The organism is Nonomuraea sp. 3N208 (assembly GCF_052245935.1).
Classification (GTDB): Bacteria; Actinomycetota; Actinomycetes; order Streptosporangiales; family Streptosporangiaceae; genus Nonomuraea.
The window spans coordinates 127,129-141,790 of the sequence record NZ_JBQQBR010000004.1 but is presented as its reverse complement, the minus strand read 5'-3'; the positions used below and the strand labels follow the sequence as shown (position 1 = coordinate 141,790).

16 protein-coding genes and 1 pseudogene are annotated in these 14,662 nt (G+C 68.0%); 8 read left to right on the top strand and 9 right to left on the bottom strand.

The window, feature by feature from the left end; genetic code table 11:
• The first annotated feature begins 63 nt into the window (after positions 1–63).
• Both ACTWPT_RS07070 and ACTWPT_RS07065 read left to right on the top strand, forming a co-directional pair.
• Positions 64–1,236: a M14 family zinc carboxypeptidase gene (locus ACTWPT_RS07070; RefSeq protein ID WP_443176426.1), complete on the top strand. Its 1,173-nt coding sequence runs from the start codon at positions 64–66 to the stop codon at positions 1,234–1,236.
• 605 nt (positions 1,237–1,841) lie between these two features.
• Positions 1,842–2,129, top strand: a pseudogene (locus ACTWPT_RS07065) (alcohol dehydrogenase catalytic domain-containing protein); the annotation flags it as partial.
• A 259-nt stretch (positions 2,130–2,388) separates the two neighbouring features.
• On the opposite strand, the gene ACTWPT_RS07060 reads toward ACTWPT_RS07065, so the two are convergent.
• On the bottom strand, positions 2,389–3,453 hold the full coding sequence (locus ACTWPT_RS07060; RefSeq protein WP_443176425.1) for an RNA polymerase subunit sigma-70: 1,065 nt from the start codon (positions 3,451–3,453) through the stop codon (positions 2,389–2,391).
• A gap of 246 nt (positions 3,454–3,699) precedes the next feature.
• Here ACTWPT_RS07060 and ACTWPT_RS07055 point away from each other — a divergent pair, with 246 nt between their 5' ends.
• Both ACTWPT_RS07055 and ACTWPT_RS07050 read left to right on the top strand, forming a co-directional pair.
• Positions 3,700–4,296: a dihydrofolate reductase family protein gene (locus ACTWPT_RS07055; RefSeq protein ID WP_443176424.1), complete on the top strand. Its 597-nt coding sequence runs from the start codon at positions 3,700–3,702 to the stop codon at positions 4,294–4,296.
• Between the two features lie 3 nt (positions 4,297–4,299).
• Positions 4,300–4,866 carry a dihydrofolate reductase family protein gene (locus tag ACTWPT_RS07050; RefSeq protein ID WP_443176423.1) on the top strand — a complete coding sequence of 189 codons (567 nt, stop codon included), beginning with the start codon at positions 4,300–4,302 and terminating at the stop codon, positions 4,864–4,866.
• Between the two features lie 49 nt (positions 4,867–4,915).
• On the opposite strand, the gene ACTWPT_RS07045 is transcribed toward ACTWPT_RS07050, so the two are convergent.
• The 3 genes from ACTWPT_RS07045 to ACTWPT_RS07035 all read right to left on the bottom strand — a co-directional run bounded on the left by ACTWPT_RS07045 (position 4,916) and on the right by ACTWPT_RS07035 (position 7,304).
• Positions 4,916–5,977: a Glu/Leu/Phe/Val dehydrogenase dimerization domain-containing protein gene (locus ACTWPT_RS07045; RefSeq protein WP_443176422.1), complete on the bottom strand. Its 1,062-nt coding sequence runs from the start codon at positions 5,975–5,977 to the stop codon at positions 4,916–4,918.
• Positions 5,978–6,200: 223 nt separating this feature from the next.
• Positions 6,201–6,524, bottom strand: coding sequence for an SMP-30/gluconolactonase/LRE family protein (locus ACTWPT_RS07040; protein ID WP_443176421.1), 324 nt, complete (start codon positions 6,522–6,524; stop codon positions 6,201–6,203).
• Between the two features lie 45 nt (positions 6,525–6,569).
• Positions 6,570–7,304 carry a dienelactone hydrolase family protein gene (locus ACTWPT_RS07035; protein ID WP_443176420.1) on the bottom strand — a complete coding sequence of 245 codons (735 nt, stop codon included), beginning with the start codon at positions 7,302–7,304 and terminating at the stop codon, positions 6,570–6,572.
• A 77-nt stretch (positions 7,305–7,381) separates the two neighbouring features.
• Here ACTWPT_RS07035 and ACTWPT_RS07030 point away from each other — a divergent pair, with 77 nt between their 5' ends.
• Positions 7,382–8,191, top strand: a complete 810-nt coding sequence (locus ACTWPT_RS07030) for a helix-turn-helix transcriptional regulator (protein WP_443176419.1) — start codon at positions 7,382–7,384, stop codon at positions 8,189–8,191.
• A 466-nt stretch (positions 8,192–8,657) separates the two neighbouring features.
• On the opposite strand, the gene ACTWPT_RS07025 is transcribed toward ACTWPT_RS07030, so the two are convergent.
• Positions 8,658–8,969: a DUF4333 domain-containing protein gene (locus ACTWPT_RS07025; RefSeq protein ID WP_443176418.1), complete on the bottom strand. Its 312-nt coding sequence runs from the start codon at positions 8,967–8,969 to the stop codon at positions 8,658–8,660.
• 795 nt (positions 8,970–9,764) lie between these two features.
• On the opposite strand from ACTWPT_RS07025, the gene ACTWPT_RS07020 reads away from it, so the two are divergent.
• Complete coding sequence (locus ACTWPT_RS07020; protein ID WP_443176417.1) at positions 9,765–10,727, top strand: hypothetical protein; 963 nt, start codon at positions 9,765–9,767, stop codon at positions 10,725–10,727.
• Here ACTWPT_RS07020 and ACTWPT_RS07015 read toward each other — a convergent pair.
• From ACTWPT_RS07015 to ACTWPT_RS07000, 4 genes are all read right to left on the bottom strand, one after another.
• Positions 10,715–11,389 (bottom strand): hypothetical protein, encoded by a 675-nt coding sequence (locus ACTWPT_RS07015; protein ID WP_443176416.1) that lies wholly within the window; start codon positions 11,387–11,389, stop codon positions 10,715–10,717. The two genes, ACTWPT_RS07020 and ACTWPT_RS07015, sit on opposite strands and share 13 nt — an antisense overlap.
• A gap of 98 nt (positions 11,390–11,487) precedes the next feature.
• Complete coding sequence (locus ACTWPT_RS07010) at positions 11,488–11,766, bottom strand: hypothetical protein (RefSeq protein ID WP_443176415.1); 279 nt, start codon at positions 11,764–11,766, stop codon at positions 11,488–11,490.
• 350 nt (positions 11,767–12,116) lie between these two features.
• Positions 12,117–12,401, bottom strand: coding sequence for an MmcQ/YjbR family DNA-binding protein (locus tag ACTWPT_RS07005; protein WP_443176414.1), 285 nt, complete (start codon positions 12,399–12,401; stop codon positions 12,117–12,119).
• 129 nt (positions 12,402–12,530) lie between these two features.
• Entirely contained in the window at positions 12,531–12,944 is a 414-nt protein-coding gene (locus tag ACTWPT_RS07000; protein ID WP_443176413.1) for a VOC family protein, read from the bottom strand.
• 246 nt (positions 12,945–13,190) lie between these two features.
• Between ACTWPT_RS07000 and ACTWPT_RS06995 the strand changes: the two genes are divergently transcribed.
• Positions 13,191–13,784 (top strand): GNAT family N-acetyltransferase, encoded by a 594-nt coding sequence (locus tag ACTWPT_RS06995; RefSeq protein WP_443176412.1) that lies wholly within the window; start codon positions 13,191–13,193, stop codon positions 13,782–13,784.
• A 343-nt stretch (positions 13,785–14,127) separates the two neighbouring features.
• On the top strand, positions 14,128–14,595 hold the full coding sequence (locus ACTWPT_RS06990) for an NUDIX hydrolase (protein WP_443176411.1): 468 nt from the start codon (positions 14,128–14,130) through the stop codon (positions 14,593–14,595).
• The last annotated feature ends 67 nt before the right edge of the window (positions 14,596–14,662 follow it).

The window sequence follows — 14,662 nt, the reverse complement described above, 5'->3', positions numbered from 1 at the left end:
AGCCCGTCACCGAGATTCTTCAGCGCCCGGATGAGCAGGCTGGCCGCCGCTATCGCGGTGGCTTTGGCCGCGTCAATCGTCACTGTCCCGCCCGCGAGCGCGCTGGCCGCGGAAGGCCCGGGAAACTGCAAGATCCAGGAGGACCCCTCCTGGTCTGGCTGGTCCAACCATGAGCAGGTCGGCGACGCGCTGGCGCAGATAGAGCGAACCAGCGGTGGACGCGTCGACGTGGAGGTCGTGGGCAACTCCTCACAAGGCCGGGCGCTGTGGGCGGCCCGCGTCGGGACCGGTGACCGAGTCCTGCTGGTGACGTCGGCGATCCACGGCAACGAGCGCACCGGGACCGAGGCACTGCTCGCGATCCTCAAGGACCTCGGCAGCGGCGGCGACGCGCGGACGAGGCAGCTGCTCGAGGACATCACGCTGGTCGCGATGCCGATGGTCAACCCCGACGGCGGCGAGCTCAACCGGCGCATCAACGTGCTGTCGTGGGCCGACACGGTGGCCGCGTTCCCGCAACTGCAAGGCGCTCCCGCGGCCTGGTACCACAGCCTGCGCGGTGACGGGATCGACCTCCCGGGCTACGACCTCAATCGGGACTTCAACCCCGATCTCGACTACGTGCCGCGGGCCGCGGATCTGCCCGGCAAGGACACCGACGCGGGATTCTTCCTGACTCCGGAATCGCGCGCGATCCGCGACGTGTACGTCGGCCTGCGCCAGGAAAAGGGCGCCGTGGACGCCTATATCGACCTGCACCACATGGGACCATGCGATCGCCTGACCGGCGGACCCCAGGACGGCGACCTCATCACCTTCTCACTGGACTACCCGCCCCTCGGCGTACAGGACGGCGCCGCCTACAAGGCGCAGTGGCCGGCGCTGGATCAGGACAAGTCACGCCGTTACGCGCTTTCGGTCTACAACGGGCTGATCGAAAAGTACGGCGCGCAGTCGCCCCTCGCAGCCGTCGGCCGCTACTTCCACCCGGACGCGCGCGAGTACGCCGGCCAGGGCCGATCGGCGTTCGCTCTGAACGGCACCGGCACCGTCCTGTTCGAAGTGCGCGGCCAGCAGGACGATCTGGGCCAGACCCACAAGGGCATGTTCATCGACTCGGTGCGGACCGGGGTCGAGTCACTGATGAACGGACTGGCCACCGGCAGCGTCGACACTCTGGACGGTGACGACTTCTTCGACCTGCCCGACTACGGCTGGGACACCACCGCCGACTGATCCGTCACCCGCTCGGTGCGACACCGCGCAGCCGCAGGACACAACGTGTTCTGCGGCTGCCGCCCATTCGCCGGCCTTCGTAGTAGAGAGGTGTGCGCCTTCCACGTGCCGCAACACGCAAGTGCGGACTCTGCGCGGGCCTTTCCTGGGAACTGATCGAGGAGCACGTCACCCTGGACGCGCAGGAGCGGTTTCAGCGAATCCCGGTGGTGCGAGACCGCACGGCAATCCGGCTGCAGCGGATATTCGGCCGAGTTGCCGGGCAGTGAGGGCTCCTGCGCCTTACCTCTTGCAAGAAGATCTATTACTGAGTGCGAATACTCGCGGCCGCCTGTCGATTGACCGTGCGTAGCGGCCGGAACCGGTGGTGCGGGGCCACAGAAAGGCTTTCTCCTGTCCCATGCTGCATGTGACAGTCCGCGATGGGGGCGGCGGTGACGTGGCCCGCCTGGGTAGTTGGTCTAGCTGGGGGGTGCTGTCAGACCCTGCCAGTGAGCGCGGTCACCAGGTTCCATGGGTCGTGACAGGCGCGAATGGCGCGCCATGGGACGAAGTGGTTGTCGGCCTGAGCGAGTGCCGATGCAAGAGCAGCAAGGAGAACATTCATGCGGGGAGTGGTGATGCACACCGCCGGGGACGTCCGCGTGGAGGAGCGCGAGGATCCGAAGATCATCGAGCCGACGGACGCGATCATCCGGTTGACGGCGACGTGTATCTGCGGATCGGACCTGTGGCCCTACCGTGGCGTCGAACCGGTCGACCACCAGGTGATGGGGCATGAGTACGTCGGCGTCGTCGAGGAGATCGGCGCAGAGGTGAAGAACGTCAAGGTCGGCGATTTCGTGGTCGGGTCGTTCGTTCGCTCAGGACGTAGACGGTGTCACGGGTGCCAGGCGATCAGCGCGCGGACGGACTGCCAGGAGCGCACCCAGGCCGGAACGATTGGCGCCCGGTGCGCAGGCAATCTCTGAGCCGCTCGATTTTGGGAACGCATTGGGAACGATCAACCGCAAACGATCGGTGACGGCCGGACTCAGCCGGACAGACGACGAAGCCCCTGACTCAGGTTTCCCCTGGCCAGAAGCTCATTTCTGCTCGATGGCGGGGCGGCCGCCGGTTCTCTTCAGCGACGTCCACCGAGTTTGACCTGGTCTACGAACTGGCCCCATAAGCCGCCCCGTCACCGGTCAGGCAGGCCGGTAGCCCGAACCTGCGAAACAGCGACGGCTGCTCGAAGGCGGCGACGTCGACCAGGGCGCCCTGGTCGAAGCGCAGCAGTGCGAGCACGAACGGCACGAACACGCTTTCACCCGGAGGGCGTAAGTAACCGGCGGCGCCAAGCTGCCCGTTGGCCGAGATCGGCAGCAGTCGCCACCGGCCGAGGGAGTTCATGCCGCGGCGAAGCGCGGCGGCCACGTCGTCCCGGCCCTGCCATTCGCCGACCTGCGGGGAGATGGCCAGCCGGATGTCGTGGCGCAGCACCGCGATCAACATCTCCGGGTCGGCGTGCTCGTGGGCCGCGATGTAGGTCTGCAGCAGCCGGCGGTGCCCGGGATCGGGCTGTGCGGCCGGTGCCCATTCCAGCCGCCCGCCCGGCCACTGCTCGCGCAGCGTGGCGCGGGCTCGTTGCAGTGCGCTGTTGACCGCGGGGACGGTCATGTCGAGCATGACGGCGGTCTCCGCGGCGGACCAGTCGCCCACGTCGCGCAGGATCACCACGGCTCGCTGGCGCGGTGGCAGCAGCTGGATAGTCGCCAGGAAGGCCAGCGACATCGTCTCCCTGTTCACCGCCACTGCCTCGGGGCCCGGCTGGTCGCCGGCCAGCTCGTCCAGCAGCTGGTCCGGATAGGGCTGCAGCCACGGCATGCCGGCGACCGACGGTCCGGAACCGGCCGGTGCGGCCGATGGCCCCGGCAACGCGGGCGCGGCGCGGCGGGCGTCACGGCGGAGCGTGTCCAAGCACGCGTTGGTGGCGATCCGATACAGCCAGGTACGCACGCTCGACCTGCCCTGGAAGCTCTCCCGGGACCGCCAGGCCCGCAGCAGCACGTCCTGGACGTGGTCCTCGGCCTCGTCAAAGGAACCGAGCATGCGGTAGCAGTGCAGATGCAGCTCGCGGCGATGGCGGCGGACCAGCTCGGCGAAGTCGTCGGCCTCCGGCCCGGGCAGGAGGTTGTCCGGATCGGCGGCGTTCTCGGCCTGCTCGCTCGCGCCCACCGTTCTCCTCACACGCTGCTACGGGGTCACCACCGTACCGTGCACACCCGGACATATCGCGATCCTTGGCGACTTTCCGTGCGGACCGATGAGTTCGCCCGGCCGGCACGTCAGTACCGACGACACCCGCCGCACCGAGGCCGTCCGCTCGCCAGCGCGGCCACGACGGCACCTTTCTGAAGGAGCAGAACGGCCGCGCAATGCCGCGCGGACTCCCGCCCCGCACCACTGAACGGAGTGAACCCCATGGCCAAGGTCGTCCTCTATATGTCCATGTCCCTGGATGGCTTCATCACCGGCCCGGACGACGGAACGGATCACGGACTCGGCGTCAACGGAGAGCGGCTGCACGACTGGCTGAGTCCCGGCGGCGTGGATCCGCGTTCGCACCGGCCCGTCGACGAGCCCAGCGCAACCGTGTTCGACGAGCTGATGGACACGGGAGCGGTGATCGTCGGTCGGCGTACCTTCGATATCGCGGGCGGCTGGGCCGGTGACCATCACGACGGGGTCCCGATCTTCGTGCTGACCCATGCCGCACCCGATGAGCCCGCGCCGGGACATGCACGCTACGTCACCGACGGCATCGAATCCTGTGTCGCGCAGGCCAAAGCCGCAGCCGGCGGCCGCGACATCCTGCTGCACGGCGCCGCGACCGCGCAGGAGTGCCTTCGCGCCTGCCTGCTGGACGAGATGGAGCTGCAGCTGATCCCCGTACTGCTCGGGCAGGGCCGCCGGTTGTTCGAGGACATGCCGCCCGACCACATCGAGCTCGAACCGCTCCGCTCCCTGGACGCGCCGGATGTGCTGCACCTGCGCTACCGCGTGCGATCGGAGGGCTGAGCGATGGCGATCATCCGGCTGTACATGACCATGTCCCTGGACGGCTACGTGGCCGGGCCACACGACAGCGTGGACGCGCCGTTGGGCATCGGCGGGTTCCGCCTGTTCAACTGGCTCGACCGGCGCAACGAGCCGGGGCCGAGCGGCCAGGTGTTCACCGAGGCGATGTCCACCCGCGCCGTCATCTCCGGTCGCCGTACTTACGAGCTGGCCGGCCGCTGGCAGGGCGACCACCACGACGGCGTACCGGTCTTTGTCCTGACCCACGACGTCCCGGACGAACCGCCGCCAGGCAGTGTCCGCTACGTTACCGAGGTGCGCGAGTGCGCCGCCCGAGCCCGTGCGGCGGCCGGGGACGGCGAGGTGATGGTGCACGGGGCCGGGGCGGCGCAGGCACTGCTGCGGGCCGGGCAGCTTGACGAGCTGGAACTGCACGTCGTACCGGTCCTGCTCGGGCAGGGGCGACGGCTGTTCGACAACCTGCCGGCCGAACACATCGAGCTCGACCTGGGCCGCCGGTTGACCACCCCGGAGGTCACGCACCTGCGCTACCGCGTCCGCCGCCCGTGACCCATGCCGTCGCTCCCCATCGTGCAGCACACCCGCGTGGTGGGGGGCCTCACCGTCCCGGCTCGGGAGCGAGGGGTGGGCCATCGGGGAGGCCGCCCGAGTCGCGCCAGGTGGCGAGGAACCCCTCCGCCATGGCGCACGAGCCCGCGAACGGGCCGCCGGGGTGCTCCAGCGATGTGGCGGTGAGTCGGCCGACCCGCTGTCCCACCAGGGCCCGTGCCGAGGCGGCGTCGGAGAGCTGGCCGGCTCGTTCGGCGAGGTAGCCGATCGTGGCGCCGGCGCCGCAGACGAAGTCCGCCAGCGTCATCACGCCACGCTCCTGCAGCGTACGCAGCCCGGCCGCGGTGTAGGGCACGTTCGCCGCTGGGGCGACCACGCGGGCGCGTACCCGGGCGGCGCGCTCGGCGGTCAGGGTGCCGGTCCGCGCGCCGGGCACCAGCACGTCCGCGGCCGCCTCGTACAGTGCCCCGGCGGGGTGCACGGGCAGACCGAGCCGGCCGACGCAGGCGTCGCCGTGCTCCGTGCGCAGCTCTTCCAGGGCGGTGACGTCCAGCCCGGAGGGGTCGGCCACGCAACCGTGCAGGGTCGAGAGGGCGACGATGCGCGCGCCCCGCCGCGCGGCCTCCCGCACGACGGCGCCACCCACCTTGCCGAACCCCTCCACCGCGAGCGTCCGCCCGGCCAGACCGCCGAGCGCGGTCTCCGCGGCAACGACCACGCCCAAGCCGGTCACGATGGTGTCCACCAGCTCGCCGCCGACCTCTTGGTGCATCACCGAGTCGGTACGGTAGCCAGGCAGCGGGGCGAAGTCCTGCGTACGCGTGCCCAGATCCGAGGCCGTGAGGAAAACGCCCTTCTCGACCAGCGGAGTGATCTCCTGGCAATAGCGGGCCACGGTGGCCGCCCGGTCCTCGGCCTTGGCCCGCAGCACCGCCTTGGCACCGCCGATCCGCTCGCCGAGCACGGCCAGCTTGTACGTCATCGCCCGCGCCAGCAGCCCGGCTTCGCCGCGGGTGACGTCCGGGGCGAGCCGCGTGCCGCCCGCGCTCGTCGGGCAGTCCAGGTCAAAGGCGATGTACCCGTCCACCGAGGCGAGTTCCACGATCCTCATGCACGCTCCTCATGTCGTCCGATCGGCGCCTGCCAGCGCGATGACCACGCCTGCCGACCAATCTCGACGCGAACCGGCGCCATGTCCATGGCCGGGAGCGGGCGGGCTCGTGGTGATCGCCGTCAGGCCGGGTGGACGGCTACCGTGACGGCAGGGTTCCGGCGAAGGGGAGCTGCGGGGTGCCGGTTGCGCCGACCCGGCCCGCGTCCCACGTGTGGCCGGACTACGGGTGGGCGGCCAGGGCGGTGGCGTTCATCCGCTTCCTGCTGGTCGTGACGATCAGCCGGTCCCGTTCTGGGCCCGCGAAACAGCAGCTCGTCGGGGTGGGGACAGGGATCGGTTCGCGGTGCAGTTCGGTGCCCGCGGGGGAGAAGCAGACGAGGTGGCCGCCGCCCGCAATGGCGCTCCAGACGTTGCCCTCGGTGTCCACCGCCATCCCGTCCGGCCGGCCCGGTGGGGAGATCTCGGCGAACAGGCGGGGCCGGTGCGGGGTTCCCGAGCCTCGGGAGCCGGCTGAGCAGGGACGCCGCCGCCCGCGGCTCGGCATAGTCACAGGCTTTCGAGGAATGGTGTAGCTCGTTCTGAGGGAGTCTCAAGAGTCGGCGAGCAGGCTCAGGACCCGGGTCCAGGCGTCGTCTCGGGCCTTCTGGTCGAAGGCCGGCGTGCCGGGCCAGAAGAATGCGTGAGCGACGTCGGGGTAGATGACCATTTCGTGCTTGACGTCGGCTTGCTCCAGTGCAGCGCGGATCTGGCCGCGCTGGCCCGTGTCGATCAGTGTGTCGTGCTCGCCGACCAGGTAGAGCAATCGGCCGCTGATCCCAGGGGTCAGGTCCAGCGTGGGGGTGGGCTGGCTCATCGGGATATCGGTGGTGGGCAGCCAGCCGCCGTACAGCACGGCGGTGTGGCTGATCGGCAGTTGGCAGGCTGCCAGGTAGGCCAGGTGGCCGCCGGCGCTGAAGCCGATCATCGCGGTCTGCTGAATGTCTGGCTGCGCGCCCAGCCAGCTTAGGCAGGTGTCCACGTCGGTCAGGGCCTCGTTGCGGCGCAACTGGTGCAGGAGGGCGAATCCTTCTCGGCGCCCGGCGTCGGTGCGTTCGAGCCAGCGGCCGGGTTCGGCGTGCCGGTGATAGAACTCCGGCACCAGGGTCAGGTACCCGGCCTGCGCCAAGGCATCGGCCACGCCCCGGATGTCGGGGTTCACCGCGAATAGCTCGTGCGCCACGAGCACCGCGACCGGGGCGGCGCGGCCGACCGGGCGGGCCAGGTAGGCGGGCAAGGTGGTGCCGTCGGCCACGGGGATGGTGATGGTTTCCCAGATGATCGTCATGGGTCCAGCATGGGCGCGACTGAAACTGGTAACCAGAGCAGCTTGTTACTGGTATTGGCATGACTAGGCTGCGCTGTATGGCAACAACCGGTGATCTTCAGGCCCTGGGACAGTTGCTCCGGTCCCGGCGCGAGCGCCTGCGCCCCGGCGATGTCGGCCTGCCCGCCGGAAGCCGCCGGCGCACGGCGGGACTGCGCCGCGAGGAGGTCGCGCTGCTGGCCAACATGTCCGTTACGTACTACACGTTCCTCGAGCAGGGCCGACCCGTGCGACCCTCGGCCCAGGTACTGGACGCCCTGGCCGACGCGCTGCGGATGTCCGGCGCAGAACGGCAGTACCTGCGGGTGCTGGCCCGCGGCGGCGAGGACGGGCCCGGCCCTGGTACCGCCGCGGCACCGACGGAGTGGATCGATCCCGAAGTGGTCGCCCTGGTACAGCGGCTCGAGCCGTTCCCGACGATCGTCAAGGGACGCCGCTGGGACGTACTGGCCTCCAACCCCGCCGCGCGTGAGTTGTTCGCCGACTGGGACGAGCTGCCCGACGGCGAGCGCAACCTCGTGCGCTGGATGTTCACCGCGGCGCACGCCCGAACGGTGTATCTCGAATGGGAGCCGGAGGCCCGGGCCATGCTCGGCCGATTCCGGCTCGCCGCGGCCGGCCATCCGGACGATCCCGGCTTCGAGGCCCTGATCGAGGAGTTGAAGGGGGACAGCGAGGAGGTCCGGCAGTGGTGGCCGCGTCATGACGTCATGGCGGTGGGCAGCGGATCGAAGAAGCTTCGCCATCCGAGGCTCGGGCCGCTCAACTACAGCCACGTCGTGCTGCAACTCGCAGACAACCCCGACCAGACCCTGGTCACCTACTCGACGGCAGGCGCGGTCGGCTGAGGGGAACTGGCGTGGCACATGGTCGTCCCGGGCAGCGCTGCCCACTAGCGGTACGCCACCGTGGGCAGCGCCACTGGCACGCACCTCTGTTCGACCACCTTGCCGAGCAGTTGCGCGCTGCCTTCGCACCGACCGCGGTACTGGACGGCGCCGTCGAGTTGCTCAGCATCTCCTTGGGCGCGATCTTTAAGTCCTTGGCCTGGATGGCGAACTTTCGGCGGCCCGGTGGTCGACTCAGCCGTTGGTGAAGTATCGGTTGAAGCAATACGATTGGCCGCCGCCCTGGACGTAGATGCAGATATGGAACCTCGCTGGGCCGTCCAGCAAACTGACGTTCCAGCCGGGTGATGTCCCGTCATCGACGTACCGGGAGTTCCGAACCGTCCACGTTCCATCCGCCCGCTGGCTCGAGCAGGGCCCTGCAGATGATCTTGCCTCGGGTCCGGGCGGCCTCGTGGAAACCCCTCTACTTGTTGTCGACCTTAATGCTGAATTTGACATCGCTGCCCTTGACCGACGTGACCGTGACGGTGAGGCCGAGCTTCGTCCCGTCGTTGGCCTCCAGCTGGCAACGCATGGTGGTGCCCTGCTCCCCCTTGAGGTCACCCGGGCACTCGACCGCTTTCGGTCGCTGCCCGACCTTCGCCGCCAACTGGTCGGCGACCTGCTGTTCGACCGTGGGTCTCTCGACGGAAGTGCTACCTGCGCTGAAGCTGAAGCTGCAGCCCGCAACCAGCACCACACCGCAGGCCAAAGAAACCGGGAAGCCAATGCGCATGTTCCTCATCCTCATCGCTTGAAAGATTGCTGTTTCGACATGCACGGGCTGACAGTGGTTCCTGCGGCCGCGCAGCGCGATCGCCGTCAACCGTGACAGTTAGCAAGGTCCAGTAGTAAATCATGCCCGGCCGTACTCGGTCACATGGCCAGCGCTTTCGCCTACACACCGCCGAGGTCGCATCGACGGCAGCCAAGCCGAGGCCCACCGCTGCATCCAGGGCAGCGCCTTTTCGGGGTCGCCTTAGTCTCCGGGAAATTTCGGTCGAATATCTTATCGCTGACCTGCGCTGATGCGGCCTGGTCGCCGCCTGATCATTCCCGTGCGTCAGCGGGAGCCTTGCAGGCCGTGGACCGGCCGATCTTCAGGGTGCGGGCGGCCTCGGTGACGCTCACGAAGTCGGCGACCAGGTGGCGCAGCGTGGCGAGCTCGGCCGGGCCGACTGTCCGGGGGCGGCCGCCAGCTACGTCGAAAACCTCTGAGCCCTTCCTCGCAGCTACCCAACCGATGGCCTTCAGCTACTCGGTCTCACAACATGAGAACGCTTCAGCCCTACTGCCAGGGGGTCGTTGAAGACCGTCAGCCTTCTGATCGGTAGGTGTTGGGACCGCCTCCTGTGGAGCGCCGTCTTCCCGCCAACACCCCGGTTCGGGCGGCTGACTGGCATCGGCGAGGAGCTCCACCGACGCTGGCTCCGCCTGGGTGGTGCCGACGCGGCGAACGCCCCGAATGTACGGCGCGCCGTACAAACTTGCCCGTCTGGGGCGATCCACCTGGAGGGCTAGGATTCCGCGCATGCAGCGTCCCCTCGCCCACCAACTGGCCGTCGGTCTGCTCGCCATCCTCTGGCTCGGTCTCATCGGCGGCATCGTGCTCGTCTGGCGGAACGACGCCGCCCCCTTCGAGATCTTCGCGGGGGTGTTCTGGAGCTCGGCCTGGTATTTCTGGCTTGCCCGGGTCTGGCTGGGCGGGCCGATGGCGATCGGGCTGATGCGCAAGGCGCTCTTCGCGATCTGCCCAATCATGATCGGCGGCGCCGCCATAGCCATCGGGATCAACGGTGGCAAGGTGTACCCGTCGCAGCTGATCGGGATTGCGGCCGCGCTGTGCGGCATCGCCGGCGGGATGCTGCTCGGTCGCGAGGATGTCAAGCGGTGGAGCCAGTCCACTGTAGAGGCGAAGGTGCTCCGCCAGCCGCCCGACGGAACCGCCTTCGACCTGCGGGCCGCCGCGCTCAGGCAGAACAGGGGGATGTTCGGCTGCCTGATGATCGTCATCGCCGCTGTCGTACTGATCGTGGTCGGCGTCATCGGCGGGATGTTGCCCGAGGACCGGGGGGTGAATGCCCCGGACTACATCGCCTTCATGGTCGGCGTGGTGCTGGTGGCGGCCATCGGCATCGCCGGATATATCCGGATAAATCTGCAGGCCAAGGCCATGGGCGTACTGACCGTCACCGAGCGGGGCATCAACGACTATCCCTGGTCCAGGCTCCGCTCGGTCGCCCTGTCATACGTGGGCGAAGGGGGGATCGTGGCCGGGGTCCGCAGGTACCCGGGGGCGCGGCTCGACCTGTCGCTCTACGACGAGCCGGACGAGCACCACCTTGCCCTGCCCAACGACGCCAACCTGCACGGCGCGATCGCGGCAGCGCTGGCGACGCACTGCCCCGACGGTGTGTTCCTCGGCTGGGTCCAACGGGCGGAAGGACGCCGTCGTCGTGTGCATGGCCGATCCCCGCCAGGTCAGCCTTCGTGATGGAGCAGCTCCGCTGCGGCCGTCGGGTCCATGACTGTCGACCAGACCTGTTCGCCGGGCAGGAGCGTACGCGTGGGCAGGGTCATCTCCAAGAACCATCCGTCCGGGTCACACCCGGGCATGTTGCGCAGGACCACCGCGGTGAGATTGGGAGGCACCGAACCGGTGATGTGAACAGCCGCGTAGGTCTCGTGCCCCTGATCGGCACGCACCAGGACGCCTAGGGTGAAGGTGTCGAACTCGATGACATGCTCATGACCGTCGTTCAGCGACGCACGAACCAGCGAAAAGATCGCGTTAACGAGCGTGCTTCGGAATCTGATTCCCGCCTCGGCCTGATAACGCACCAGGTCGAGGCGGTCGGGCAGGAACTCGCCAATGTAGGTGTCGGTTCGCAGCGGTGGAGTATGTTCGGCGTTGTATCGACTGCGGGCAGCCTTCGCCCGTGTCTCCAGGTCGGCGTAGAAATCATCGGGCGAGCCCTCGGAGCGCTGCCCCGCCGCGATCAGCCAGGGAATGTCCGCGTCGCTCCACACCGCTCCGCGCCACCGCTGCACCTTCGCCTTGTACACGACCTCGTCATCTATCGCGCGTATCCGCTCGTGCTTGACGCCCTGCTCCGCGAACTGCGCGACGACTTTGGCCAGCAGTGGATGATCCACGTGGTCCAATGGCACCCTCACCGGAGGGATCGGCAGCTTCAGGTCCTCCGTGAGCGTGCGAAGCGTGGGACGGGCAGGACGCATACACACTCCTGGAGCTAGTCCTCGATTCCGCCGACCGCGTCGATCTCTTCGGCGGTCAGCCCGGTCAACGCCATCACATCAGCTTTTAGGCTGCCGTCGAGGACTTTCATCGCGTCGATCACACCTCGGCGGATTTCCTCCCGCTTGAGTTCCATGTAGATCTTGACTGCGTCGGCGACGAGGTCCTTCTTGGTCACGTTCAGGAAATGGGCGCCCTGGGTGATCAGACGATCCGTCTCGATATCCACCTTCAGGGGCGCGGGCGTCTTCGATCGTACTGTCGGTTCAGCCATCGTCGTTGCCTCCAAGCCCTAGGGTACTCGGGTTCTTTGGTTCTTGGTAGGCTGTGAGAGGGCGATCTTCAACCGAGCGTGGCGCAGCTTCTCGATGGTGCGGGGTCGTCCTGGACGACCGGGTGGCGGCGGTGCTCGAGCGGGCGGTGCCTGGGTGGTGCCACGACGGGGACTGACTACTACCTGTCCACAGGCGCTGCTGGCCGGAGGGATTCTGCCGCTGGAGAGATTGGCCCAGCGGGTTGAGGCCGCGGCCCAGGGACTACCGGTCAGGTTTCAGCTTGTTCCGTTCCGCCCTGGGCAGGCGGGCCTCGACCAGTTCGTAGGAATGATCGATCAGGTCGAGAAGTTCATCGTCGGGTACGGAGCCGTCGAGCGGTGACCGTGTTCCAGTGCCGCTTATTGAGGTGGTAGCCCGCAGTGATCGCGGCATACTGGCCGCGCAGGGTGACCGCGAGGTCCGGGTCGCATTTGAGGCTGACGCTGCGGGGCGGCGGGCCCAGCGCCACCGGCGCGAACATCTTGCCGGCGACCTTGAACACCGCCACCTCACCGCCGAACGGGTAGTCGTCCACGGATCCTGGCTGCGCGTTGCACGCCACGATCACTCGGTCACGCCGTGAGTCGCGCGCCATCACATCTCACCTGCCCGTCCTCTGGCCGCATGGCCAACGCCCAGGCTGACCTAACCGCGAAGGCTGCCGCAAGAAGACTCGTTACCCCGGCGGATGCGGCGTCGGCGGCTGGCCTGTCTCCTTGAGTTGCTAGGTCTGCGGCTGGCTGATGTTGACCATCCACGACACGCCGAACTTGTCGACGCACATGCCGAACTCGTCGCCCCAGATCTGCTTCTGCAGGGGCATCGTGACGGTGCCGTCCGCGGACAGCCTTTCCCAGTAGCCGCGCAGGAGGTCGGCGTCGTCGCCGCTGAGACTCACCGAGGAGCCCGCCATGGGCTCGTATTGCATGTCGCTGGTGACGTCGCTGGCCATGATCGTGTAGCCGGCGTCGGTCTCCAGCACCGCATGCATGATCCGGTCGGCGTCCGGCGAGTCCGTGGCGCCGAACTCGGCGAAGGTGTCGAGGGCGAGGTTGCCGCCGAACACGTTCGCGTAGAACTCCATCGCCAGGCGGGCGTTGCCGTTGAAGGTGAGGTAGGGGTTCAGCCGAGAGGACATGATTTCTCCTGGGCCTGTGGGTTTGGGCGAGAGCCTGGTCGCCCGACGCGAGCTAGTCGAGGGCCAGGTTGGCGTCCCTGCGTGCCGGGCGGCCAGCGATGCCGGGCGCTGATGCGCTGAGGCGTCTGCGGTCTCCGGCCAGCCTTTACGGTACACCGATCATGGCCTTGAGGTTGACATGCACCGAGACGCCGCCCCGCAGTTGGCCGGGAACTTGACACATCCACCGTCGCGAGAGCATAAGATGTGCGATCTTTTTCGACGCCGCCTGCCATCCCCGCCGGAACCCTCGCCGCCGGTCCGCAACCGACGCTTTCCGCCCCCGGTGGCCTGATCTTGCGACCCTGGGAGCCGTCCGACGCGGCAGTTTTCCTCGCTGCTTACCAGGACCCCGAGATCCAGCACTGGCACACTCGCCAACCCGCGTCAGAAGACCAGGTCCGTGAGTGGTTCGATCAGTATCGCCAGGCCTGGGCGCAGGAGACGGGCGCGAGTTGGGCGGTGACCCGCGGCGGCGGTGAGGTGCTGGGGCGCATCGCCATGGGCGGAATGAATCTCGATGACGGTGTCGCGGGGTGCGCATACTGGGTACTCCCGGCCGCCCGTGGAGCAGGTGTGGCCTCCCGCGCGCTGACGGCCTTGAGCGTCTGGGCACTGGGCGAGGCTGGCTTCCACCGTCTGCATTTGGATCACTCGACCCGCAACAAGGCTTCCTGCCGGGTTGCCGTCAAATCCGGTTTTCTCCTGGAGGGCACTAAGCGCAGCGACGCCGTCCACTCCGACGGCCGACACGACATGCACCTGCACGCCCGCATCCGAGGCGACGAGCAACCCGCCTGATGCCGCCTTCCGCGTCAGCGGTCCGCCGGAAAGTAGGTATTGCCCTTATGGCGGTCGTCGGCGGATCGACGTACCGTCATGCCGCAGACAACGAGCGGACACACGCCGCGAGTCGTACTGTGCGTGAGTGTATGGCTGAGGCGCGGTGACAATGCGGTGGCCGTCGCCGGGTGGTGCTGAAACTCGCGAACATCGATATTCGTCAGGTTCCGCTGGCGCTCAAACTCAGCTGTCCTGTGTCAGGGAAACCTTGATCGTTGCCATCCAAGGTTGATGATCAGTAAGTTCGTGCCAGCGAAGCTTCAGCGGCACGACGTGTTGGTGCGTCAGGGGAGGTACGGGGATGAGTTTCCGGCTGGCGGCGTACGCCGTGTGCATCGAGGACGGGCGGGTGCTGCTCGCTCGTTACGTATCACCCATGGGCGGATCCAACTGGACTCTTCCAGGCGGCAGGGTCGAGCACGCGGAGGATCCGTTCGACGCGGTGATCCGGGAGGTCGCTGAGGAGACCGGCTGCGACGCTGTGGTCGAACGCCTGCTGGGCGTGGACTCAAGGGTGATCCCCGCCGCCGTCGCCCGTGCCGGCATCGAGCACCAGAATGTCGGCATCTTCTACCGGGTCCGCATCACCGGCGGTCAGCTCCGGCCTGAGCCGAACGGTGAAATCGCCGAGTCGATGTGGACTCCTTTCGCCGACGTCGCTTGCCTGCGCCGGTCATCGCTGGTCGACATTGGCCTCGCCCTGGCGCAGACCCTTCCGGCAAACGGCCACGTCGCTCCCGTCCCAGTCGGCGGCCTGGTCCAGCATTGAGGCCACCATCAACATCTACCTGGCCCGCTCGACCGCCGTCTGGCTCACGTGATCGGCAGGACAGGCT

Excerpts from the sequence above, each read along its gene's own strand:
- ACTWPT_RS07055 (WP_443176424.1), top strand. The coding sequence starts at position 3,700 with ATGGCCAAGGTCGTCCTCTATATGTCCATGTCCCTGGATGGCTTCATC.
- ACTWPT_RS07050 (WP_443176423.1), top strand. The coding sequence starts at position 4,300 with ATGGCGATCATCCGGCTGTACATGACCATGTCCCTGGACGGCTACGTG.
- ACTWPT_RS07045 (WP_443176422.1), bottom strand. The coding sequence starts at position 5,977 with ATGAGGATCGTGGAACTCGCCTCGGTGGACGGGTACATCGCCTTTGAC.
- ACTWPT_RS07040 (WP_443176421.1), bottom strand. The coding sequence starts at position 6,524 with ATGCCGAGCCGCGGGCGGCGGCGTCCCTGCTCAGCCGGCTCCCGAGGC.
- ACTWPT_RS07035 (WP_443176420.1), bottom strand. The coding sequence starts at position 7,304 with ATGACGATCATCTGGGAAACCATCACCATCCCCGTGGCCGACGGCACC.
- ACTWPT_RS07030 (WP_443176419.1), top strand. The coding sequence starts at position 7,382 with ATGGCAACAACCGGTGATCTTCAGGCCCTGGGACAGTTGCTCCGGTCC.
- ACTWPT_RS07025 (WP_443176418.1), bottom strand. The coding sequence starts at position 8,969 with ATGCGCATTGGCTTCCCGGTTTCTTTGGCCTGCGGTGTGGTGCTGGTT.
- ACTWPT_RS07020 (WP_443176417.1), top strand. The coding sequence starts at position 9,765 with ATGCAGCGTCCCCTCGCCCACCAACTGGCCGTCGGTCTGCTCGCCATC.
- ACTWPT_RS07010 (WP_443176415.1), bottom strand. The coding sequence starts at position 11,766 with ATGGCTGAACCGACAGTACGATCGAAGACGCCCGCGCCCCTGAAGGTG.
- ACTWPT_RS07005 (WP_443176414.1), bottom strand. The coding sequence starts at position 12,401 with ATGGCGCGCGACTCACGGCGTGACCGAGTGATCGTGGCGTGCAACGCG.
- ACTWPT_RS07000 (WP_443176413.1), bottom strand. The coding sequence starts at position 12,944 with ATGTCCTCTCGGCTGAACCCCTACCTCACCTTCAACGGCAACGCCCGC.
- ACTWPT_RS06990 (WP_443176411.1), top strand. The coding sequence starts at position 14,128 with ATGAGTTTCCGGCTGGCGGCGTACGCCGTGTGCATCGAGGACGGGCGG.